The organism is Mesorhizobium sp. IMUNJ 23033 (genome assembly GCF_044778005.1).
GTDB classification, from domain to species: Bacteria; Pseudomonadota; Alphaproteobacteria; order Rhizobiales; family Rhizobiaceae; genus Mesorhizobium; species Mesorhizobium amorphae_A.
Window position 1 is genome coordinate 38,686 of the sequence record NZ_JBJACT010000005.1, and the last position, 19,893, is coordinate 58,578.

The window sequence follows — 19,893 nt, forward strand, 5'->3', positions numbered from 1 at the left end:
GAGAACGCATGAAAATCGACTTCACCAAGCCGCTGCTGACCATCAAGGGCACGCCGTTGAAAATGACGGAAGACCCCAACTCGCCGGATACTACACTTGCGGATGTGGTAACGAATGCGCTCCTGATCCCGTCCCGCGATCCGATGCCGTTCGATGAAAACGCCAACGCCTTCAAGCTGGCACTGCGCATCAACAACGAACCGGCGAATTGCGAGGTCAAGAGCGAGGAAATCACGCTAATCAAGCAGGCGATCGGCCGCAACTATGGGCCCAATGTCTGCGGCCCCGCCGACATACTGCTTGAGGGCTAATCTTCGCGGTAGAAGAGATCTGACTGTGGCGTGGCTTCTAGCCTTCTCGAAAATCAGGGAGCATCCGCTCAAAACGGCGCTGCTCGGTCTCAATTCCAAAGTTTGCCATTTCCTCGGCGTCTTTGCGAGAGCAGTCGCCTATCTGCATCAGCCACTGGACTTTGCTCTCACGCGACATATCCGGGTGTGTTGTGACGGTTGGAATTGAGGCGATTTCATTGAGTGGTCTATCTGCAGAAAACTCAAGATCCAGGATTTTTGGCGAGCCGCCAAGGTTTTCGGAATAGCCGCCCCACGCAAAACACCTGTGGACCAATTTTTCGCCAGCGCTCATTCCGTCAAATGATCGTGTCTGGTTGTCTGTAGCGAGAAGATTGCTTTGGTCGCCACACCGAAAAGTGCCGCTCGCGGGCCACTCGGCCACCTCGTAACCTTTGCCGTCTGCTCCTACCACGACAAGCTTAAACCCCGCGCGCCTAACATTTCTGGACAAACCGCTGTCGCCGCTCTCGAACTCACAGCAGCCGATCTTGATATTCTGATGGGTCGGGATATCTGTTTTGCCGAATGCTTCCTTCGAGAGCATGAACACATTCGAGCGAATGTGCGGATTCGGAAAGCGCGGAAACGTTATCCATTGGTGCTGCGGTCCGCCGTGCAGAGTCGCGATAGACCAGTGGCGATCGAAGCCGCGTGCATAGCTTGACCAATGTCGACGGCGCTTGAGGATGTCTGCGATGGCGCGGCGGACGCGATTATAGGGCGACCGCAATGGAACAATCCAATGTTGTGCGACCAGGCCGAGCCACCATCGGAAGTTCCGCGCAAGATTGGCGTCGAATCGGGGCGATTGCTGGACCAGCCAATTGACCTTTTCGAGCACCTTGCAGGAATCATAGAGGCTTTCGAAGGAACCCGACGCCCCGACCATCCCCACGCCTGGCTTTGAAAGGTTGAGGTATAGCTTCTCCAGCCAGCGATCAGCCCTGATTTCGGTAAAAGTGTTGATGAAGCATGCGTGTGAGAAATCGAAGTGCTCGGCCGCGTGTTTGTAGGCGTGGATGTCCATACCGATGTCGTCTCTGACAACGTGAACGCTATGCGGCGTATCGGCCAAGATAGCCCGAAGTGCAGCACATTCGCCGGCTTTTTCGTACCCCTTGGCGATTATGACGAGATGGTGCGGAATTCCCGCATCGTGGCGCCGGTAGGACTCAACGAAGGATTGAACGGCGAGGAAATCCTCCTCTGTGAGATTTGAGCCCTCAGCTCTCCGCGCCAAGTAAAAAACTGCGATTTTAGACTTCACTTTTGCATTCCTCCGCCAGCGCGCCCGCTTGTGGGTTCTCTACCCGAAAACGCCAACCTTGAAAACTGCCGGGATATGGACCCGGAACAATCCCCGCAACCCAAGAGGCAACACATGGACCGCAACTTCGCGCGCGCCCTCGCGCTTGTTCTAAAGTCAGAAGGCGGCTGGTCGGATCATCCATCAGATCCCGGTGGCGCCACCATGAAGGGTGTGACCCTGGCCAACTTTCGCCGTTACGTGAAGGCGGACGCGACGAAGAATGATCTTCGCCATATCACCGATGCTCAGGTGGCGACGGTTTACAGGCGTTTCTATTGGGACGCTGTAGCCGGTGCGGAACTGCCCGATGGAGTGGACTACGCAACCTTCGATTTTGCGGTCAACTCAGGCCCAAGTCGCGCAGCCAAGTACCTGCAGGGCGTTCTCGGCGTTATTCAGGACGGGCGCATAGGCCCAGCGACCATAAAGGCGGCGGGGGCCAGACCGGCAGCCCAGACCGTCAATGCGCTCTGTGACGCTCGCCTGGCCTTCCTGAAGCGCCTTTCGACATGGGGCACCTTCGGCAAAGGCTGGAATTCCCGCGTGTCCTCGGTTCGCGCCGCGAGCCTCGCCATGGCACAGCAGCCGACGCCTGCGAAGCCAAGCCCAATCTCGCCGCCGACAGTCGATCAGCCCACGGTCGTCACCAAGGAAACTGGTCCGGTTGTCGTGCAGCCGCAGAAGGACGCAACGGTTGTCGTGGTTCCGGACAAGCCGGTGACACCGCCATCAATCCCAAAGACGCGCAACGGCTTTGTCGTGCTTGTCGCCTTTATCGTGGCGGCCGGTGCCGCGTTCCTTCGCTACTTCTTTGGAGGTTGAACAATGGCCACCACTGTTACCCAGCCGACAAATGACCCGACTAACAAAACAACGGCGGCGGCTGCGGCGCTTGCCGCGTGGGGAATGACCGTCTCAATCGGCAGCCTCGCGCTCAAGAACCTCGCTCCCGAATGGTACGACCCTGACATGATCATCGCCGTCAGCGCTGGCGTTCCTGTGCTGATCCAGTTCGTCACCAGTTGGTTTTCGAAGGACAAGCCGAATGTGATCGTGACGCAGGAGGCAGAGCAATGACCATCGTCGCCGCATTCGCTGGCGGGTTTGCTGGGGGCTTTGCCGCCGCTGTGTTCCTTGTCTTGCTCTATGGGTTCGGGCTCTCAAGAGGATGGTGGATTCTATGAGCGCTCTAATCGCCTTCATCCTCGGCAACAAGGCGTTCCTGGGCTTCTTGGCGGCAGTGTTGGGCGCGCTCGGCTTCGGCCTTCAGCAGCGCTTGGCTGGCGCAAAGGCAGAGCGGAACAAACAGGCGGCGAAAGACCTCGCTGCCGTCAATGACCGGCTCGAAATGGACCGGGAGGCCACGGCAACCGAACGGCAGGCAACCGGCATGACCGATGAGCAGGCCAAGAAGGAGGCGGCGCCATGGGTAAGGCACTAGCAGCTCTGGCGCTCTGTTCGATGCTCGCCGGCTGCACGACCACGGCGCCCGTTGCCGACCCTCGCAAGGTCTGGTGCGACCACAACAAGCCGCAGAGACCATCGCAAGCCGTCTTCGAAGTCATGACACGGCCCGAACTGGACGACATGAACGCCCACAACGCTCTTGGCGTCAAATGGTGTAGGTGGCAGCCTTGATCATCGACTGGACAATCAACATTTCGCATGTCGTGATCCTCGCCGGGATGCTCGCCAGCGGTATCGTCGCATGGGTAACCCTGCGCTGGCGCGTCACCGCACTAGAGAGTGGCCTCCCCGAGCAGAAGAGAATGATCGAGGCCGCGCACAATGCGGCAACCATGAGCTCGGTCGCTGTCAACGGCAGTCTGAAGATCCTGCAAGAGCGCATCGAGGACATCCGGGCCAAGAGCGCGCACGAGCTGGCGGAATTCAAGCTGGTCGTCGCCAAGGACTATGCCGGCTATGCCGCTCTGCGCGACATGGAGGCGCGCCTGGTCAAGGCGATCGATGAGCTTGGCGAGCGGCTGGAAAAGCTGTCCGAAGACCGGCCGCGCACTCGCGCTTGAGGGCGATAGCTTCGTCAGGTTGGCGCATCGATCAGCGGCTTCTTTCGCGTCGGCGGGCGGTACGATTGCACCAGGTGGACCTTGTCTACATCGACAGTCACCAACGGATGTAGGTCAATCGTCACCGTTTTCTCATCTATCCGGGTGACATCCCCTACAAGTTCGATCGGCTGGCCCTTTTTCACCTTCGTCGTTCTGTCGACTATCGAATGCGGAAAGCCATAGGAAGGGATTGAGACGCTGACGCGGTCCTCGGTCACGCGCCGCCGCACTGTCGCGGTGATTGCGACTTCATCGCCGATGTTTATGCCCCGAGCCATTTCTGGATTCTGGGGCGATCCGCGCGTTCGTCAAGTGATTGCTAATGTAGTCTAAAATTGTCTGGAACTATCCCGCTCATGCGTCGCCATCACTCCCGTATTGGCGGCGGGCTTTTCGTTGGGCGGCCCAGCGGCCGGGGGCGTGGTGGCTTGGGGTTCGGCCGCTGGGCCTGACCGGTAAACGGGGTAGAGTTCGCCGGCCGGCGAGGTATACGGCGCTCAGGCCTCGCTGTTTAGCTGGCAAAACGGGTGTGTCCGGTTGCACTCAAATTGGATGAACCCCGGAGCTGTATCTCCGTGGTTGGCGGACGGATGCGGCTAACCCTATATCGACCCGATGGCAAAGGGCTGGACGTTTCAATCGCTGATCGACGCGAAGATGCAGGTGACGGCTCACTGCCACAACTCAGCCTGTCACCATAGGCAAGCGCTCGACCTCGCCAAGCTTCGCGATCGACTCGGCCCGGACACGCCGGCCATGGCGGATGACCTCATTCCAAAGCTGAAATGCGCCAAGTGCGGCGGCAAGGCGGTCGGCGTGATCTATACTCCCGACACCAGCCCGACCGGCTACGGCAAGGCCAAGGGCACGTAGCGTCTGCTGCGCCAATCGAACGAAAAGCCGGCCGGGGTCTGAAACCCTCGCGCCGGCTTTTTTGTGCCTTCGTGCCGGGCCTGCTGGCGCTTGGCCTTCCTGATCCTCGGCAAGTCCTGGGTGTGGGTCTTGACCTCGGCGCATTTGAAATGAGCCGGTGCGCAGTTGGTGTTCACGTCCCGACCGAGAAGGCCAAGGGCGCGCTTGTGTTCGACAATCCAGCGGTCTTCGTGGCGGTGGATCGGCTCGCCGCACAGGCAGCACGGCGCGACGTTGTGGCCGCTGCAATGCTCGCTGAAAATAGCTTGCCGGCGCTTGGCCGACATGCGCGCGCGGGGCGTGTTCTCAGTCACGGCTTCTTCAACCTTACGCCTGGGCTACCGTGATTCAGAAACTCGATGCCGGCTTCCTCTAAGACGGTCATGACAGCGCGCACCTTGTCGAGGCCGCTTGTCAGCCCCTCGGCTCCCTTCTTCTCCATGGCGCTGATGGTGTTGATGTTGACGCCGGCACGCTTCGCAAGCGTTCCTTGGTCCATGTCAGCCAAGGCACGGGCGGCGCGAAGCTGGTTACCGGTTGTGAGCATACTGTGTCCCTTCCTTATCAGACTAGTATTTTTTCATAGTTCCCTGTTGACGGCAAGCTAATTGTAATTCATGGTGAACTGGTAAATATAACTAGTTAAGAAGGAATTGCCCTGATGCCGAACACCACTGTTCGGGCAGCCGGCGAAGCTATGCCCGCTGCCAACCTGAACCGCCGCCTGGCCCTCTTGGGCGGGCTGTCTGCCGCTACGGCGCTCGCCGCCATACCAAGGGCACATGCCGCGCCGATGACCGCCAGGGAGCGGTTTGATTTCCATCTGGCGGAAATGCAGAAAGCAGCGACCGAGATAGACCCGCTCGTTCGCTTCGAAATCAAAGAGCATTTGGAGCAACCCGACTGGCCTCTCGCCCTCATGATCATTGGGCAATGGGCGACTGGTCGATACGAGGGCGACGGCGTCTATGCCGGTGGTGGAAAATGCTTCTCGACCCACCGCTACAATGTGAAGCTGCTCGACACGAAGGTTGGCGTGGAACGCGGGTTTTCGGTCATCAAGGTTGGCGAGAAGGACCGGCGGAGATGGATGACGCTTTCGGAATCGTCCTTTGAGGCGTTCATAGGCGCGAGGGTGTCATGATGGCCACTCTGAGGCCCTACGGCATCCCGGCAGGCGTTGATGCCCGCACATGGCGCCAGTCGGTCGAAAAGCGTCTGAACGACCTCCTAGACCGCGCCATGAGCCTGATCACGGCGCTCGACCTCATGGAAGCCGACTGCGATCTGGAGGACACCGCAGACGACGAGCCGTCCTTAGGCTGCCTCGATGATCTGGAACTCGACAACTGCGACGACGAGGACGGCCACGACGCGGAAGACCACTGCCCGGAGGATTACGGCGACGGCGCCCAATGGCCCGATGACCTTGAGTCGCAGGAAGTGCTGGTGTCGCTATGACCCGCAACCGCTTCCTAGACCAAGGGGACATGACGGCCGATCAGGTTATCGAGACCAGCTATGATCTGCTTGCGATATTGCAACTTGTCAAAACCGCCGCGGATGCGGCGGCGGGATACAGTATGTCACCAGAGGTAAGCGCTTCGATTGCCCGGGGTCTAGCGTTGGCCGTTGAACTTCATGCGCCTCTGCATGACGCGCTCGAAACGCACGTGGGCGCCAAGAGCGCCTGACCGTGTGTGCAAATTGCCCAGACGGCCCGCTGCCTCACGGTGGCGGGCTTTCATTTTGCGGGGGCTACTAGCGGGATTAGTGGGAACAACTCCGTCGCATCACTTGCGTTAAATGCAGGTGGGCGTGCCTCATCCGACATGGCGCGTGATCAGGAAAAAGTCAAAGCATGCCGGCTGCGAACCAAAGCGGCCGCTGCGGCTAGGAACAAAGCTTATCATCTTGCTCACCCCGAAGAAATGAGGGCCAGAGCAAAGAGGTACCGCGCTGCGCATCTCGATGAAGTGCGCCTCAGGGAGAGAAATTACTACGCTGCGAACCGCACCCACATTTTGCAGCGCGAGGTTCAATACCGGATCAGGCTAAAGTCAATGCACGCCGTTCGCCATGATCCTGACACTGTCTATCGGGTGGTGAGCCGGGCAGTTAGCTCCGCGCTGCCGCGCTTCATCCGTGACGATGTTATTTCCTCCATGCTCCTGGCCGTGTTGGAAGGCGAGTTGCTCCTTGGCAACGTCGCTGCCCGCGTTAAGGACTATCTCGGCCGCTACAATCGGCAATACGACAGCTTCAGAACGCTTTCACTCGATGCCCCGATGGCTGGCACCGACCTGCGCCGAATCGACATGTTAGAGGCGCCGGCCGCCTATGACGGCGAAGATGATGAGGAGGACGATTCGGCCGGCCCATCGTTTCCAAACGTTAGGCACTGAGTTAGGCACCAAACAAGGCGGCGACGAAAAGTATTGCGTTATCAAGTCGATAGACGACAATCTGGCGGAGGGAGTGGGATTCGAACCCACGGTGAACTTGCGCCCACGCCGGTTTTCAAGACCGGTGCCTTAAACCGCTCGGCCATCCCTCCAAGGCTTGATTTCGTTAGCTTTTCTGGCTTTCAAGCTGCGTCTAAAGTGGCTGCTGCTACCGAATTGCTACCGAATGGCCTTTTGTGCCTTGGCCTTTACCGCGCGCTGGATCACAGCGTCAACCTGTTCTGCTGCGTCGGCCTGCATTCCTGGCATGACATGCGAATACAGGTCCAACGTGATGCCGATTGACGAATGGCCGAGACGTTCGCTCGCAATCTTGGGGTGCACGCCGGCAGCCAAGAGCTGTGAAGCGTGGGTATGCCGAAGATCATGGAAGCGAATGCGGGGCAACGCGGTATTGCTGATGATCCTGACCCACTCATGGGTCAACGATCGGGGCTGAATAGGTTGGCCGTCCGGCTGGGCAACCACAAACGAATGGTCATTGAGGCGAATACCAAGCCTTAACTGTTCCTCAGCCTGCCGGGCTCGACAAGCCCGCAATTCGTCAACGACGGTCGCCGAAATCGCCACCGTGCGGGCGCGGCCGGACTTTGGTTCCTTGTAGCGCACCCCGTCTTTCGTCTGCTCGGCGCTCTGCACCACGGCGATGCTTTTGCCGTCGAGATCGACATTGCCCCAGCGCAGCGCAATCGCTTCGCCGCGCCGAAGTCCGCACATGACGGCGAGCAGCACAGGAACATAGATCCTGGTTCGCTTTAACGCTTCGAGCAGATCGCCAGTCTGCTCGGCGTCGTAGGCCAGCATTGTCTTGCGCTCGACCTTTGGCGGCGTCGTCGCCGAGGCCGGGTTCTTCGCCAGCCTATCCCACGTCACAGCCTGCCCCAGCGCCTTGATGAGCACCCGGCGCATGTGGTGGACCGTCCGGGGCGAAAGACCGCCCTTCCCGTCCCTGCGGCCTTCTGTGAGCGCTTTCGTGAAGGCGCCGTCAATCCTGTCAGTCTTCAGCTTAGCGAGCGTCACGTCGCCTAGGAGCGGCGCAACACCCTTCTGCAGTATCTCGGCGTATCGCTCATGTGTCTTCGGCGCGACTGATGGCTTGATGAAGATCAGCCATTCATCCAAGAACTCGGCGATGGTTTGTTTTGTCGGCTCGACGTAGTTGCCGCTCTTCAACTCTGTGATGAGCCGGGCGCATTCCTCTTCCGCTTCCGCTTCGACGTGGTTTCGAACGTGTGCCACTTGCGCCGCCGCTTGCCGGCCGCATCGTAGATGTCGAGAACAATGACCCACTTGCCGGGCGAGCGCTCTTTGACGTGGCCTTTCATTGGTCGTCGCTCCCCAGCACAACGCGGACTTTACCTGCCGCGATCGCGTTGTTGAGAAGGCGGCTTTTCATATCCTCTACATAGATCGCGATGTGATCGAGATCGGCTCCAGGCTGACGCACAAGGTCTTTGATAAGCGAGTCGATGACCTCGAAAGTCGCTGCCGTACGGCATTCGGGATCGTTCATCCAATCTTTGTCAGTCCAATTCTGATGACCCCGAACGGCGGCGTGGTAGGCACCTTCCTTGTGGAAAGTGCTGGCCATGAAGACGCCCCAGAACTTCATCTCCGAACTGGAAAACATCCCGTCGTCTGCAAACGAACGCTCCAGCCTGAACTCGGCTTCTTGGCTCTGAGATCGGCCGCTTGCCGCCGCTGAAGCTTCGAGGCGATCCTTCAGGGATGGCGTCACCCGCAGCCCAAGTGACGCGCGTTCGCCCGCCTCAACGGGCTTAGTTGGGCGTCCCCGTTTCGGTTTGTCAGAGTTCATGACTGCTACTCCCTTCCTGTGCCTAATTTCTATACGGGCACAGAAAACATTTGTAAAGGACGCAAAGGGCGTTTATTTTCTGCGCAGGTACAGAAAAGGAGAATGCCCCTCATGAAAGACAGCCAAGAACTGACCCGTGCCACTCTTACAGTCGTGGAGGCGGCCCGTCGTCTCGGGATCGGACGCAACCAAGCTTACGAAGCCGCGCGCCGTGGCGAGATACCGTCAATCAAGATTGGGAAGCGGCTTCTAATCCCTCGCGCGCAGTTGGAGCGCATGCTGTCGGGCGCGGCAGCATGAGCATCGACCTCCAACCCGACGAAGCCATCACCGCCGCCGCAAGGTGGCTGGCGAGCGATCCTGATCCCACTGGCAAGGCACTGGTGCCGACGCTCAAGGTCCGCTTTGGCCTGGACACGATGTCGGCAATTGAAGCCATCCGGCAAGCCACCCTCCTCCGCAGACAGGGAGGCGCAAATGTCTCTCTCTGACAACGAAAAAGCCGGCCCGCTCGCGACGGGACCGGCCTTGAAAATAGAAGTAGTGGAACGCAAAGAGCTTAGACGGAAACCGCGCAAACCTCAAGCAAATGCAATTACGCCGCAGCAGCGCTGGAGGAATGAAAACCCTTGGGCGGTATGGAGTCACTCCGCCTACCGCTCAGCGCTCCGCCGGGGTCTCATCGAGCGGCAGCCGTGCGAAGTCTGCGGCACAACCGACAATGTGGACGGGCATCATCCGGACTACAGAAAACCTGCTGACGTGATCTGGGTTTGCAGGTTGCATCATCGCCGGGAGCACCTGCGGCTGAAGTGCGAGGCGGCATCATGAAAGCCGTCAACGACAACTTCTACATTCTGGTGGAGGCATCGCAACAACTCGTCGGCTGGTACACGGTCACTGTACCCGGCGGCGGCTACACTGAGATTGATTATCGCAGTGCCCATCTCGATCGGTACAGCGCTTGCTGTGCGGCGCTCGACCTTCGCAAAGAGGCATTTCCTCATGCGCGTATCATCGAGAGGGAAGAGCCATGAGCGCCCGCAGCTTCACCAAGTTATCGCCGGCAGTGTGGCGGTCCCGGCGGTTCATCGGTCTGGCCGAGGAAGCCAAGGTCGGTTTCCTCTACCTCTTGACCAACGCGCATGTCACCAGCGCCGGGGTGTATGAGCTTCCGCCAGGCTATGCCTGTGCGGATCTTGGCTGGCCGGCGGCAGCCTATGAGTGCGTGCTGGGGGAACTGGTCAACGCGGAACTCATCGACCGCGACGGCGACGTGATCCTTATTGAACGATGGTTTCGGCATAACCCGCCAACCAACGACGACCACGCCATCGGCACCAGGCGCCGGCTCCAGGCCATCGAGAGCGAGCGACTGCGAGAGAAGGCCGTGTCAGCCTTCGATGAGGTCAACGCGGCTCGCATAGAACGAGAGGTCCAGAAGGCAGCCGAGCGGGCAGAGAAAGCCAGAGGAACCGTCAAGTCGATCGCGGAAACCATTGGCAGCACGTCGAGGCTGATGAACACCCGGCTGATGCAAGGTGGCCGATGACACCCTGTAGACACCCTGTCGAGACCCTGTCCACACCGTCTGTAGGGGTAGATTTACACCCTGTGACAGGGTGTGCACACACCAAGACCAAGACCTTAGACCGAGACCTTAGACCGGAGGAAATCGCGACAGCCGAGACCGTCATCAACGCCGCAGGGCTTTGGAGGGAAGAGGCGCCTAAAGCCAACGGCAGCGCTCCTCCTCCAAAGCCTTCGCGCTACACCATCTGTCGGCAGAGAGAACGAGACGGCCTTATCGTTCTGAAGACGGTTCACGACGAAGCGCACATAACGGCGCTGCTGAAAGATTATCTCGATCCGAACATGGCCGACGACAAACACGCGATCGAGAAGGCACTAGAGCGCTGGCGAATCCGGCGCGCTGTCGAGTTGAACATCTGCGTGCCTGAAAACATCGAGCAGCACCGGGTCGCTATTGCCCATGACGCCGGCCGCATCGACCAGGATGAGCTTGCCGGCCGCTACCTGGTCACTGACCAAAAACGGCAAGTTCAACATCACGCCGCCTTGTGCCGACATTCCCGGAAAGACGAAGGCGCCGCTGTCGTAGGGCACTTACGGCACTCGCTGGAAGAAATGGTTGTGGCTTGAACTTTCGGCAGTGACGATCGCGGCGAACGTCGAAGCATCAATCCTGAACGTGAAAAAGTACGACTTCGATGCGGCCAGCGGCAAGGCAATTACCCGCCAGCCCTGGCACGATGTCGATGGCGAGATCCGGGAAGTGAAGGCGCGGATCAAGAAGCTCGATGCCGAGTACGCCGACGCTGAATACAAGCTCGACGATGCCAGATGGAACGCTACCTGGAAGGCGCTGGGGATCGCCCGTTCCAACCTGCAGAAACTCGAAACGAAGCGGGCCGAGATCATGGCCGGCGTCTACGTCGAGCCTGTCGCTGCCGTGGCGCCGTCACCTGTTCGCGAGCATGCAAAATGGGAAATAGATGAGGCCATCCTGAAGGGTGGCGCTCCAGAATATCCACAGGCGGCACGTCCAGGTGACCGCGACGTTTGGAACGAAGGCCAGGACCGTTTCCGCGAATTCTGGATACAGGCCTCGCACGACGCCTTGCGCAAGGCTGGCACAAACCCAGATGACAGGGTGAACCTCGAACTTGTGGCGACCCTGAGAGGGATCGAGGAGGCCCGATGGCTGTGGTTATCGCAGCGCTGCAAGGCGCTCGAAGAGAGGCTCTTCCAGGTCGAGAATAACGGCATCAAGGCCGGTGGCACCTATCAGCGCGCTCTCTCGTACAGTCGCGGCACCGTCGTCAGCTTCGGCGGTAGTGCCTGGGTTGCGCTCAAGGCCGCCGATGCCGGCATAGCGCCGACCGACGATCACGCGGTCTGGCAATTGTTGGTCAAACGAGGCGCAGACGGAAAGGACCGGACATGATCATCAACATCAACCTCGACGGACTGACACCTGACCAGATCGAGGCAAAGAACGCCGCTGCGCTCGATCGCGCCATTGATGCTCAACTTGAGCGCGACGAGTTGTTCCTGTTCGACCATGGCGACCCCACCGAACAAGAGGTTGCCGACTTCCTGGCAATGCGCCGCACCGTCCTGGCAGAGTGGAAGGCCGAATGCATGGCCGAGGTAACGCGCTGGCTCAGTGATGAGAATGCGCCGACAACCAACCTGCAGTAGGCGGGGGGCCATCGAGGTTTCAGGGCGTCAAACCTAGCGACCGGTCCCGCCCCTTTTCTTTCATGAAATTGAGCAATTCATTGGTGAGGCAAAAAATAAATGGCGAAAAACCTGAAACTAGTAGCCAGCAACCCGCCGAAGAGCCCGGCGCCACCTCGTCCCCTTGGCGAGCATGGGCGGGCTCTTTGGGCGAGTGTCCATAGCCAATATTCGATCGAAGACGCTGCCGGCGTCGAATTTTTGGTTACTGCCTGCCAGGCGCTCGACAGAGCCGAGGCGCTTAAGGCGCAAATCGATGCTGACGGCGCGGTCATCCGCACCAAGGCCGGGCTCAAGGATCATCCGGGTCTGAAGCACGAGACGGCAGCGAGATCGCTTTGCATTCGCACGCTCGCCCGTCTCGGGCTGGATCTTGAGCCCGTCCGTGGCGGGCCTGGCCGGCCTTCCGGCGGCGGCGGATGGGAAGGCTAGGCTATGGCAACGAAACGAACACCACTGCGGCGCCGACAAGTAGGCAGTGCGGCAGAGCTTGCCGCGTGGGCTGACGCGTTCACGTGCGAGTTCGATTTCTTCCATGACCTCGAGCCGTTTGGGCTGTTCACCGACGCGGGAAGTCAAAGCCGCCGCTCCCGCGGCTTGGAAGCGCCTAGGAGGCGCCTTCCTGGCCTCTTGGACGCCGACCGAGACGCGGGAAACGCCTTGGGCCTTGGACGAGTTTGGAGCGCCCTGAATGGCCACAAAGCGCACGCCACTTCGCCGCGACATCAAGCGCTGGATCACTCCCGCCGCGATCGACGCCTTCAAGGCCGCTGACTGGAAGGGCCTCCACAATGCTTTGCAGCTCAAGCCGTGGCAGCCGAACCCGCTCGAAGTCGACGGGCCATTGCCGCCCGTATGGGCCCGCAACGACGGCACGGCGTGGAGCCAAGCCTGGCCGGAAATCTGGGAAATCCGGCAAGCGCTAGAGGCGGCTTGCAAATGATGATCGCCGGCCACGCCATTTTCGAACTCTTCGAACTCTAGGAGGCAAAACGTGCTGCTTTTTTCAGGCCAGATGTTCGGCAACACCGGCAGTGGCGCCCTATCCATCTTTGGAACTCCGGTCACTTCAACCCAAGAGGACGTGCCCTATGCCGGGTTCACCGTCACGGCGACTGGCGGCACCGCGCCCTATACCTTTTCGGTCCATGCTGGAACGTTGCCGACTGGCATAACCCTGAACAGCTCAACCGGCCTTGTTTCGGGAACACCGACCACGATAGGAACCTCAACGGGCATTGTGATCAGGGTCACAGACAATGTTGGCGCGACTTCCGATCTCGCGCCGTTCAATCTCCAGGTCTACGGCGACCTGTATTTTTCGAACGTCGTTCTGCTCTGCGGCTTCGACGGCACGGACGGCTCCACGACGATGACGGATGAAAGCCTGTCCGGTCATTCGTTGAGCGTGTTCGGTAACGCGCAACTCGATACCGGCGTTGCGCCTCCATTCGGAACGTCATCGCTCTTGCTCGACGGGACGGGTGATTATCTGACTGTCGCTGACAGTGAGGATTTCAATTTCGGGACCGGCGACTTCACAATTGAATTGTTCGCCCGCACTGCTGCGACCTCGAACAGCAACTATATGCTCGTCCATGCAGGCTCGTCCGGCAACATCTCTTACACATGGCGGTGCAACGCGTCTAACCAGCAGGATAACGTCTGGTCGAGCAACGGATCTTCGACATTCAACCTGGTTGGTGCAAGCGGCGGTGTGCCTCTCACGACCTGGAAGCATCTGTGTTTTGAGCGATCAGGCTCCAAGCTTCGGCTCTATACCGGTGGTGTCATGGAGACGAGCTCGACCACGATCGGCGCGAATGCGCTTTTCAACTCATCCGCCGTCCTGGCCATTGGCATGAGATCCACATCAACGACCAATGGTTTCAATGGCCATCTGAAAGAGCTTCGCATTACCAAGGGCGTGGCGCGTTACAACAGCGACAGCGGCTTCACGGCGCCGACTGCGGCGTTCCCGCGCGGCTAGCCCGCGATCGCCATCCCGGGGCCGACGCCAAGGCGATATGGTACGTGACTTAATCCGGCACGATGTCGACGGCCTGGAGGCTCGCCAGCAACTTCTCTGTTGCGGCCTCGATCGCTCTTTTGTCGTCGTTCTTTTCATGCTGACGATTTTGGTCGTCGCGTTGACGGTCGGCGCGCCGTTCGTCTTGGAATAACCAAATGACCGATTCTCAGATAAAGCCTGAAATCCTGCAGCGAAGCATGCCGCAGGTCTTCCTCGCCGCGCAGGTGCTTCACACGGCCGATCAACGGGCTGACTCAACGATCCCTTGGCGCATCCGATTGATCAGTTCGTCGGATACTTTTGAGAACAGTGCAGCCAATGATGGAGCAAGACCTCACTGACCCGGTGAACCGGTCGACCACGTAGGCGCTCTCGCCTACCGCAAGCGCTTGATACCGCCCGCCATGTAGGAAGGAAGCGACGGCGAGTGCTGATGCGATGAGCGCTGCAGTGACGATAATCTTCATTTCCGCAATAAATTTCATTTCCGCAACCTTACGCCAGCGCCTGTCACCGCCACCAGATCGCCAATGCCTATTCCCCGCGCCATTCCATGATTCTGGAGCGAGCGTGGGCTTAGTCAAGCGATAGCTAATATATGCGAACGGCGCGGGAACAAAAAATCGCGTAGCTTAGAGTCCATTGCGCTGCATAAACTTTGACGTCAGAAGTGCGACCGCTAGCGGCAACATAGAGGTGTACATCAAAGTTTCACTGCGCGTGGTGACACCCCAGACGAGCATGACCAAAAATAGGACGTAGCCAACGCTGGCAACTGTACGGCACAGGACTGTCACCCCTAGCCTGAGGCGGTCTGTGCCAACAGTCAGGTTCGGTGCCGTCAGGAGAACGATCATGACGATCGCGATAGCAGCGGCAAAAGCACCTATGACGTGGATATAAGAGAACGTCATCAACCCTTCCTGTAGTGGCGCGCTTGACGATTCCAGCGGATTAGAACACCTTAGGCGCGCCGGTCGGCAGTTCGTCGCTACCGACCGGCACTTTGCCACCGGAAGCCTTGCAGGGCCTGCAGTGACACACATCAGATTTAGCACTCCGTCACAGATTCGCTAGGCGTTTGCCCGGCTTCCTCAACATTTGGAGAGGAAGTCACACATGACCACGATCACACGTCGCGCCGCACTTGGCGCCATAGCCTCGCTGCCGGCCATAGGAGCCGCTACAGAGGCTTTTCCGTCAACCGGCTCTACCGCACCAGAAACCATCAACGACCCTCTTCTCGACGCCATCCGCGCCTATCGCGCCGGCATGGACGACTACAACGTCAACGCGCCAGACGACAGCGATGAGGCTGACGCTTATGCCGAAATCTCATATGCACCGTCGCTCGAGGTGCTGGCGGAATGGGAGCAGCCCGCAAAGACGTACAGGGGCGCCCTAGAAGCGCTAAGGCTCGTCGCCGAGGAGAATGTCGTCTCCCAGGCAAGCGACATCAACGGCCCGCTGCTTGCCGCTGCGCTGGCCTATTTCGAGGCACAGTCATGAACGCGCACATGCTGGGCGACGCCAAGGAGAAGATGACCATCGGCGATCTGGAACCCCTGATCTGTGATGCCGACAACATGGTCGACGTGCTTCAGGATTTGCTTGAAAACGCATTCGGCAAGGTTCCGGAAGGGAACTACATTCTCACCGAAACAGAAGGGTCTCGCCTGCTTTTTGTCGCAGGCTTGGCGATGCAGATGTCGATGAAGGTGAAGAAAGCCTATTACGAAGCCATCGAAGGAAAAGTGTCATGAGCGCGCCTTCCAACTCGCTCGACGACCTCCAGTCCGACATCGGCAATCTCGCTCACCTGCTTGCGGTCCTGTACGACCAGACGACAGAGCAGCAATTCGAACGCGCGGACGGCTCTCGCAACACCCACGCGGACGAGATACACGCGCTGGCGATGATCGCCCGCGACCTTGCGGAGCGCTTGAATGCATCGGCCGACGCCTGCCACCACAAGGTGATTGCCGATCGCAAAGCCGCCGGCTGATCGTACCGGGGTATTTTCAACCCCAGTAAGCCCGCTGCCTCACGGTGGCGGGCTTTTTCGTTTGTGGAACAACCCGCGAACACGCTGCTACCATTTTGCTACCGAACTCGGTAGCACGGCCAATGACGAGACGGGACCAAAGGCGCAAGAATGCCGCTTATCCCATTGATAATACGAGACAGAGCGGGACAGGACGGGATAAGGCAGTACGGGTGTAAGCGAATTTCAAGACCGGTGCCTTAAACCGCTCGGCCATCCCTCCGTGGTGATTTTTCAATCACTTAGGATTGTCGCGTTCGGTCAGTTTTGAGCAGTTGGCACCGGATTGGCACCGAAGCGTTCCCGACCGGTTCGCTGTTCATTCCTGTAGAGCGGCATCGAGGGCGGCGTCAACCACCGCTGCGGCGCCTTCCTGCTGACCAGGCAGCACATGCCAATAAATGCTTGGCAGGACCGTGGCGCGCCCCCAGCACCTACATCCCGGGAATCAACCACTTGCAGTTACAACTCACGACGGCAAAGAATGTGCGGATTTGTCGACGTTTGTATCATGCCGACTCAACCGAAGTCCTCTAGTCTGATGCGAGAGGTCTGAGCAATGGCGGCAGAGGTCCGATCTCCGACTTTCGTAAAGAGTTCGTACAAGCTTTATGCTGATATTACGGCGTGGTCGAACTCGGGAGGGGCGCAGTGGGCCCACCAAACAGTCTAGACAACTTGCGCTTCCGCCAGCGGACGCCGGCGGAGGCCCGCCGGTGTGCGCAATAGCGATGTCGTGGGGGCGCCACTATGTTCATTGACTACTACGAAGTTCTGGAAATCAGCCCGAACGCGAATTCGGAAACGATAGAACGGATATTTCGTCATTTTGCTATGCGTTACCATCCCGATAATCAAAACACCGGCGATGAAGCACGCTTCAGCGAAATCGTGGAGGCCCATAATACGCTCAGAGATCCGGTCAAGCGCGCGCAGTATGACATTCAGTATAAAGACCATTTGAACCTTCGGCGCGAGTTGACCGAGGAAGCCGGCAACACCAAAGGGATCGAACGGGACGTCGTCATTCAGGCCAAAGTGCTCTCGCTTCTTTATGTCAAACGCCGACAAGACGTGAACAATCCCGGCATTGGCGATACAGAACTCGAACGCTTGTCAGGCTGTCCGCGTGAACACCTGGAGTTTCATCTCTGGTATCTAAAGGCAAAAGGCTGGATCGCAAGGATCGAAAACGGGATGTTCGCGATCACCGTAGACGGCATCGATCGCGCCAATTCAGAACATCGTCGTGACACCACCACCAGACTACTGGACCATACAAGCTGACGCGGAAGGCTCGTCGCCGCCTTCCTCCTTGGGTCGTCACCAACTGGTATGCGCCTTCAGTTTGAACGACCGGCCTTCGCCATACGAACAGGTCAGCGTCGTCTGGCAGCTGGCAACATAGGTCTTGTCGAACAGATTGGTGATGTTGAGATCGACGCCCCAGTTCTCCCTTTCATAGCCAAGCTTCAGGTCGGCCAGCGTGACAGCCGGCACCTTCGCAGTGTTCTCATTGTCGGCCCATGAGGAGCCGAGATGGCGCACGCCGCCGCCGATCGAGATGCCGTCATACCAGCCGCCGCGGAAAGTGTAGTCGACCGAGGCCGAGGCCATCACTTCTGGTACGATAAAAGGCGTCTTGCCGATCAGCGACGCATCCTCGTCCTTGGTGATGTCGATGTCGTAGGCGGTGAAAGCGCCCGTTGCCCGGAAATCCTCGGTGATGTTCACCTTGCCTTCCAGTTCCACGCCGCGCGAGCGCACCTCGCCGGTTTGCAACTGCGTGAACAGGGTAACATTCGAAGGCACATTCTGACGGGTCAGGTCGAATACCGACAGGGTGAACAGCCCGTCGATGAAGGTCGGCACGTATTTGATACCGGCCTCGTACTGCACGCCCTCTTCCGGCTTGAACAGATCGCCGTTGGCGTCGGTTCCTATGATCGGGTTGAAGAAGGTGGCGATGCTGGCATAGGGGGTGATGCCATTGGCGAACTCATAGGCGAGGCCGGCGCGGCCGGAGAAATCGCCAACGGTGCTGTTCTGCGTGCTGGAGCTCGCCGAGTAATATGTCGGGCTATTGTCGGCTTCGAGCCAGCCGCGATCATAGCGGCCGTTCAGCGTCACCAGCCAGCCGTCGCCGAAGCGCAACTGGTCCTGGGCATAGAAGCCGAGCTGCTTCTGCGTCAGATCCTGGTTGAGATAGCTGACCCGCTCTGTAAGCGGCGCACCATAGACGGGGTCGAAGGCGTCGATCGGCGGGGTCGTTCCGAAGAGGGCCGACGACTGCACCTGGTCGATGTTGTAGTATTTGTAGTCGATGCCGGCCAGCAGCGTGTGCTCGAGCGGGCCGGTCTCCACCTTTCCCTCGATCTGCAGGTCCGACAGGAACGTCATCGCGTCGGTGTCGTGCCCGAAGTTGATGCGGTTCAGCTGCGTCGACGTAGGGCTCACCCAGTCGTTGGGGTAGACGCTGACTTCATTGATGTCGGCGGCGGTGAAGCGGGCATTGGAGCGCACCGTCAAGTCATTGTCGAAAGTGTGCTCGAACTCGTAGCCGATCGAGCCCTGTTCGCGCCTGTAGAGATCGACGGTTGGTTCGGTGAAGTTGGCGTCGGGGTCGATGCGGCCGTAGTTCACGCCGTTGACGATCCGGTCCGTCACCGTGCCGATGTAAGGCAGGAAACTGCCGCCATTGTGGTTTTCATCGATGTGGCTGTAGTTGGCCAGGATGGTCAGCGTGGTTGCTTCGTCCGGTTTCCAGCTGATGCTTGGCGAAATGAAGCCGCGCCAGCCGTCCTGAAAGTCGCTGTAGGTATCGCCGCCGGCGACCTTGCCCGTCACCCGATAGCTGACCGCGCCATTGTTGGCGACGTCGCCGATGTCGAAGCCGAGATAGACATTGCCGGCGTCGTTGACGCCAGTTTCGACATAGCGCTTGCGTTCGAAATCCGGCCGCTTGCTGACATAGTTGACCATGCCGCCCGGATTGCTGCCGCCATAGAGAACGGAGGCCGGTCCCTTCAGCACCTCGATGCGCTCCAATCCGAATGAGTCGACATAGAAACCGCCAAAACCGTAGCTGAACAGCTGCAGGCCATCCATGTAGGTGCCGGTGGCCGTCGCCTGGAAGCCGCGGATGAACATCCAATTGGTGTCGCTGTCAGGGCCAAAAGGCTGGGCGAACACGCCGGCGGTGTAGCGCAGTGCCTCGTCGGCCTTCTGCGCGCCCTGGTCGTCGATTTCCTGCCGGCCGATCACCGAGACCGATTGCGGGATGTCCTTGAGCTCGGTGGCCGCCTTGGAGCCGGTCGTTGTTTTCTTGGCGACACGCCGTCGACCGGCCCGGTGGCGCTGTCGCCCGCCTCGCCCTCGACCAGCACCGGTTCTAGCTGGGTGCCGGTTTGCACGGTCTGCGCGAACGCGGCCATCGGCGAGATCATCGCGACAGCGGCGACGCTGCCAGCCAGAAGCGACTTCATCCGGTAAAATCTGCTCATAGGGAAAGTGCCCGCCCGTCGACATTGAGATACCTGATCGTTTATCTCAACTTATCTGCTGGTCATTGGACGGAGTTGAGCGGTTTGTCGGTTCTTGTCCAAACGGCTGACATCGCAGCGTCATGT

Annotated in this window: 33 protein-coding genes, 1 tRNA gene and 1 pseudogene; 26 read left to right on the top strand and 9 right to left on the bottom strand. The window is 59.2% G+C overall.

Features of this window, described 5'->3' with window-relative positions:
• The first annotated feature begins 8 nt into the window (after window positions 1-8).
• Window positions 9-311: a hypothetical protein gene (locus tag ACFX5Q_RS07305; RefSeq protein ID WP_404276567.1), complete on the top strand. Its 303-nt coding sequence runs from the start codon at window positions 9-11 to the stop codon at window positions 309-311.
• 37 nt (window positions 312-348) lie between these two features.
• Here the strand turns inward: ACFX5Q_RS07305 and ACFX5Q_RS07310 are convergent, their stop codons facing one another.
• Entirely contained in the window at window positions 349-1,620 is a 1,272-nt protein-coding gene (locus ACFX5Q_RS07310; protein ID WP_404276569.1) for a hypothetical protein, read from the bottom strand.
• 114 nt (window positions 1,621-1,734) lie between these two features.
• Between ACFX5Q_RS07310 and ACFX5Q_RS07315 the strand changes: the two genes are divergently transcribed.
• The 5 genes from ACFX5Q_RS07315 (at window position 1,735) to ACFX5Q_RS07335 (ending at window position 3,689) form a co-directional block, all read left to right on the top strand.
• Window positions 1,735-2,484 (top strand): glycoside hydrolase family 108 protein, encoded by a 750-nt coding sequence (locus ACFX5Q_RS07315; RefSeq protein ID WP_404276571.1) that lies wholly within the window; start codon window positions 1,735-1,737, stop codon window positions 2,482-2,484.
• Between the two features lie 3 nt (window positions 2,485-2,487).
• Window positions 2,488-2,739, top strand: coding sequence for a hypothetical protein (locus tag ACFX5Q_RS07320; RefSeq protein WP_404276573.1), 252 nt, complete (start codon window positions 2,488-2,490; stop codon window positions 2,737-2,739).
• Window positions 2,740-2,842: 103 nt separating this feature from the next.
• Window positions 2,843-3,103 (top strand): hypothetical protein, encoded by a 261-nt coding sequence (locus ACFX5Q_RS07325; RefSeq protein ID WP_404276575.1) that lies wholly within the window; start codon window positions 2,843-2,845, stop codon window positions 3,101-3,103.
• Complete coding sequence (locus tag ACFX5Q_RS07330; protein WP_404276577.1) at window positions 3,088-3,300, top strand: hypothetical protein; 213 nt, start codon at window positions 3,088-3,090, stop codon at window positions 3,298-3,300. Before ACFX5Q_RS07325 ends, ACFX5Q_RS07330 begins: the two co-directional genes overlap by 16 nt.
• The gene (locus tag ACFX5Q_RS07335; RefSeq protein ID WP_404276579.1) at window positions 3,297-3,689 is read left to right on the top strand and encodes a hypothetical protein; all 393 of its coding nucleotides are present in this window, start codon (window positions 3,297-3,299) and stop codon (window positions 3,687-3,689) included. Before ACFX5Q_RS07330 ends, ACFX5Q_RS07335 begins: the two co-directional genes overlap by 4 nt.
• 14 nt (window positions 3,690-3,703) lie before the next feature.
• Here ACFX5Q_RS07335 and ACFX5Q_RS07340 read toward each other — a convergent pair whose 3' ends face one another.
• From ACFX5Q_RS07340 to ACFX5Q_RS07350, 3 genes are all read right to left on the bottom strand, one after another.
• Window positions 3,704-4,009: a hypothetical protein gene (locus tag ACFX5Q_RS07340; protein WP_404276581.1), complete on the bottom strand. Its 306-nt coding sequence runs from the start codon at window positions 4,007-4,009 to the stop codon at window positions 3,704-3,706.
• 570 nt (window positions 4,010-4,579) lie between these two features.
• A complete protein-coding gene (locus tag ACFX5Q_RS07345; RefSeq protein ID WP_404276583.1) occupies window positions 4,580-4,957 on the bottom strand; it encodes a hypothetical protein in 378 nt (125 codons plus the stop codon).
• A complete protein-coding gene (locus ACFX5Q_RS07350; protein ID WP_404276585.1) occupies window positions 4,954-5,190 on the bottom strand; it encodes a hypothetical protein in 237 nt (78 codons plus the stop codon). Before ACFX5Q_RS07350 ends, ACFX5Q_RS07345 begins: the two co-directional genes overlap by 4 nt.
• Before the next feature lie 114 nt (window positions 5,191-5,304).
• Between ACFX5Q_RS07350 and ACFX5Q_RS07355 the strand changes: the two genes are divergently transcribed.
• The 4 genes from ACFX5Q_RS07355 to ACFX5Q_RS07370 all read left to right on the top strand — a co-directional run bounded on the left by ACFX5Q_RS07355 (window position 5,305) and on the right by ACFX5Q_RS07370 (window position 7,048).
• On the top strand, window positions 5,305-5,787 hold the full coding sequence (locus ACFX5Q_RS07355; RefSeq protein ID WP_404276587.1) for a hypothetical protein: 483 nt from the start codon (window positions 5,305-5,307) through the stop codon (window positions 5,785-5,787).
• Window positions 5,784-6,104 (top strand): hypothetical protein, encoded by a 321-nt coding sequence (locus ACFX5Q_RS07360; protein WP_404276589.1) that lies wholly within the window; start codon window positions 5,784-5,786, stop codon window positions 6,102-6,104. The genes ACFX5Q_RS07355 and ACFX5Q_RS07360 overlap by 4 nt, the downstream gene beginning before the upstream one ends.
• Window positions 6,101-6,337, top strand: coding sequence for a hypothetical protein (locus ACFX5Q_RS07365; protein ID WP_404276591.1), 237 nt, complete (start codon window positions 6,101-6,103; stop codon window positions 6,335-6,337). Before ACFX5Q_RS07360 ends, ACFX5Q_RS07365 begins: the two co-directional genes overlap by 4 nt.
• A gap of 138 nt (window positions 6,338-6,475) precedes the next feature.
• Complete coding sequence (locus ACFX5Q_RS07370; protein WP_404276593.1) at window positions 6,476-7,048, top strand: hypothetical protein; 573 nt, start codon at window positions 6,476-6,478, stop codon at window positions 7,046-7,048.
• 62 nt (window positions 7,049-7,110) lie between these two features.
• On the opposite strand, the gene ACFX5Q_RS07375 is transcribed toward ACFX5Q_RS07370, so the two are convergent.
• The 3 genes from ACFX5Q_RS07375 to ACFX5Q_RS07385 all read right to left on the bottom strand — a co-directional run bounded on the left by ACFX5Q_RS07375 (window position 7,111) and on the right by ACFX5Q_RS07385 (window position 8,924).
• Window positions 7,111-7,200: transfer RNA gene (locus ACFX5Q_RS07375), tRNA-Ser, on the bottom strand.
• Window positions 7,201-7,267: 67 nt separating this feature from the next.
• The gene (locus ACFX5Q_RS07380) at window positions 7,268-8,347 is read right to left on the bottom strand and encodes a tyrosine-type recombinase/integrase (RefSeq protein ID WP_404276595.1); all 1,080 of its coding nucleotides are present in this window, start codon (window positions 8,345-8,347) and stop codon (window positions 7,268-7,270) included.
• A gap of 82 nt (window positions 8,348-8,429) precedes the next feature.
• Window positions 8,430-8,924: a TraY domain-containing protein gene (locus ACFX5Q_RS07385; protein WP_404276596.1), complete on the bottom strand. Its 495-nt coding sequence runs from the start codon at window positions 8,922-8,924 to the stop codon at window positions 8,430-8,432.
• Between the two features lie 111 nt (window positions 8,925-9,035).
• Here ACFX5Q_RS07385 and ACFX5Q_RS07390 point away from each other — a divergent pair, with 111 nt between their 5' ends.
• The 12 genes from ACFX5Q_RS07390 to ACFX5Q_RS07445 all read left to right on the top strand — a co-directional run bounded on the left by ACFX5Q_RS07390 (window position 9,036) and on the right by ACFX5Q_RS07445 (window position 14,561).
• The gene (locus ACFX5Q_RS07390; protein ID WP_404276598.1) at window positions 9,036-9,224 is read left to right on the top strand and encodes a helix-turn-helix domain-containing protein; all 189 of its coding nucleotides are present in this window, start codon (window positions 9,036-9,038) and stop codon (window positions 9,222-9,224) included.
• Window positions 9,221-9,415 carry a hypothetical protein gene (locus ACFX5Q_RS07395; RefSeq protein WP_404276600.1) on the top strand — a complete coding sequence of 65 codons (195 nt, stop codon included), beginning with the start codon at window positions 9,221-9,223 and terminating at the stop codon, window positions 9,413-9,415. Before ACFX5Q_RS07390 ends, ACFX5Q_RS07395 begins: the two co-directional genes overlap by 4 nt.
• Window positions 9,402-9,755, top strand: coding sequence for a hypothetical protein (locus tag ACFX5Q_RS07400; protein WP_404276602.1), 354 nt, complete (start codon window positions 9,402-9,404; stop codon window positions 9,753-9,755). Before ACFX5Q_RS07395 ends, ACFX5Q_RS07400 begins: the two co-directional genes overlap by 14 nt.
• Window positions 9,752-9,961 (top strand): hypothetical protein, encoded by a 210-nt coding sequence (locus ACFX5Q_RS07405; protein WP_404276604.1) that lies wholly within the window; start codon window positions 9,752-9,754, stop codon window positions 9,959-9,961. Before ACFX5Q_RS07400 ends, ACFX5Q_RS07405 begins: the two co-directional genes overlap by 4 nt.
• Complete coding sequence (locus ACFX5Q_RS07410) at window positions 9,958-10,476, top strand: hypothetical protein (protein ID WP_404276606.1); 519 nt, start codon at window positions 9,958-9,960, stop codon at window positions 10,474-10,476. The genes ACFX5Q_RS07405 and ACFX5Q_RS07410 overlap by 4 nt, the downstream gene beginning before the upstream one ends.
• Window positions 10,477-10,799: 323 nt before the next feature.
• On the top strand, window positions 10,800-11,087 hold the full coding sequence (locus ACFX5Q_RS07415; protein WP_404276608.1) for a hypothetical protein: 288 nt from the start codon (window positions 10,800-10,802) through the stop codon (window positions 11,085-11,087).
• Window positions 11,077-11,892, top strand: a complete 816-nt coding sequence (locus ACFX5Q_RS07420) for a hypothetical protein (RefSeq protein WP_404276610.1) — start codon at window positions 11,077-11,079, stop codon at window positions 11,890-11,892. Before ACFX5Q_RS07415 ends, ACFX5Q_RS07420 begins: the two co-directional genes overlap by 11 nt.
• On the top strand, window positions 11,889-12,149 hold the full coding sequence (locus ACFX5Q_RS07425; RefSeq protein WP_404276612.1) for a hypothetical protein: 261 nt from the start codon (window positions 11,889-11,891) through the stop codon (window positions 12,147-12,149). Before ACFX5Q_RS07420 ends, ACFX5Q_RS07425 begins: the two co-directional genes overlap by 4 nt.
• A gap of 99 nt (window positions 12,150-12,248) precedes the next feature.
• Window positions 12,249-12,620: a hypothetical protein gene (locus ACFX5Q_RS07430; RefSeq protein WP_404276614.1), complete on the top strand. Its 372-nt coding sequence runs from the start codon at window positions 12,249-12,251 to the stop codon at window positions 12,618-12,620.
• Between the two features lie 259 nt (window positions 12,621-12,879).
• Complete coding sequence (locus tag ACFX5Q_RS07435) at window positions 12,880-13,131, top strand: hypothetical protein (protein WP_404276616.1); 252 nt, start codon at window positions 12,880-12,882, stop codon at window positions 13,129-13,131.
• Between the two features lie 51 nt (window positions 13,132-13,182).
• The gene (locus ACFX5Q_RS07440; RefSeq protein ID WP_404276618.1) at window positions 13,183-14,178 is read left to right on the top strand and encodes a LamG-like jellyroll fold domain-containing protein; all 996 of its coding nucleotides are present in this window, start codon (window positions 13,183-13,185) and stop codon (window positions 14,176-14,178) included.
• A gap of 197 nt (window positions 14,179-14,375) precedes the next feature.
• Window positions 14,376-14,561 (top strand): hypothetical protein, encoded by a 186-nt coding sequence (locus ACFX5Q_RS07445; protein WP_404276620.1) that lies wholly within the window; start codon window positions 14,376-14,378, stop codon window positions 14,559-14,561.
• Window positions 14,562-14,852: 291 nt separating this feature from the next.
• On the opposite strand, the gene ACFX5Q_RS07450 is transcribed toward ACFX5Q_RS07445, so the two are convergent.
• A complete protein-coding gene (locus tag ACFX5Q_RS07450) occupies window positions 14,853-15,134 on the bottom strand; it encodes a hypothetical protein (protein ID WP_404276621.1) in 282 nt (93 codons plus the stop codon).
• Window positions 15,135-15,339: 205 nt separating this feature from the next.
• Between ACFX5Q_RS07450 and ACFX5Q_RS07455 the strand changes: the two genes are divergently transcribed.
• The 4 genes from ACFX5Q_RS07455 (at window position 15,340) to ACFX5Q_RS07470 (ending at window position 17,551) form a co-directional block, all read left to right on the top strand.
• On the top strand, window positions 15,340-15,729 hold the full coding sequence (locus ACFX5Q_RS07455; protein WP_404276623.1) for a hypothetical protein: 390 nt from the start codon (window positions 15,340-15,342) through the stop codon (window positions 15,727-15,729).
• Window positions 15,726-15,983: a hypothetical protein gene (locus ACFX5Q_RS07460; RefSeq protein ID WP_404276625.1), complete on the top strand. Its 258-nt coding sequence runs from the start codon at window positions 15,726-15,728 to the stop codon at window positions 15,981-15,983. The genes ACFX5Q_RS07455 and ACFX5Q_RS07460 overlap by 4 nt, the downstream gene beginning before the upstream one ends.
• Window positions 15,980-16,225, top strand: coding sequence for a hypothetical protein (locus tag ACFX5Q_RS07465; RefSeq protein ID WP_404276627.1), 246 nt, complete (start codon window positions 15,980-15,982; stop codon window positions 16,223-16,225). Before ACFX5Q_RS07460 ends, ACFX5Q_RS07465 begins: the two co-directional genes overlap by 4 nt.
• Window positions 16,226-17,014: 789 nt before the next feature.
• Complete coding sequence (locus tag ACFX5Q_RS07470) at window positions 17,015-17,551, top strand: DnaJ domain-containing protein (RefSeq protein WP_404276629.1); 537 nt, start codon at window positions 17,015-17,017, stop codon at window positions 17,549-17,551.
• Between the two features lie 36 nt (window positions 17,552-17,587).
• Here ACFX5Q_RS07470 and ACFX5Q_RS07475 read toward each other — a convergent pair.
• Window positions 17,588-19,749: pseudogene (locus tag ACFX5Q_RS07475) on the bottom strand (TonB-dependent siderophore receptor).
• Window positions 19,750-19,893 lie beyond the last annotated feature (144 nt).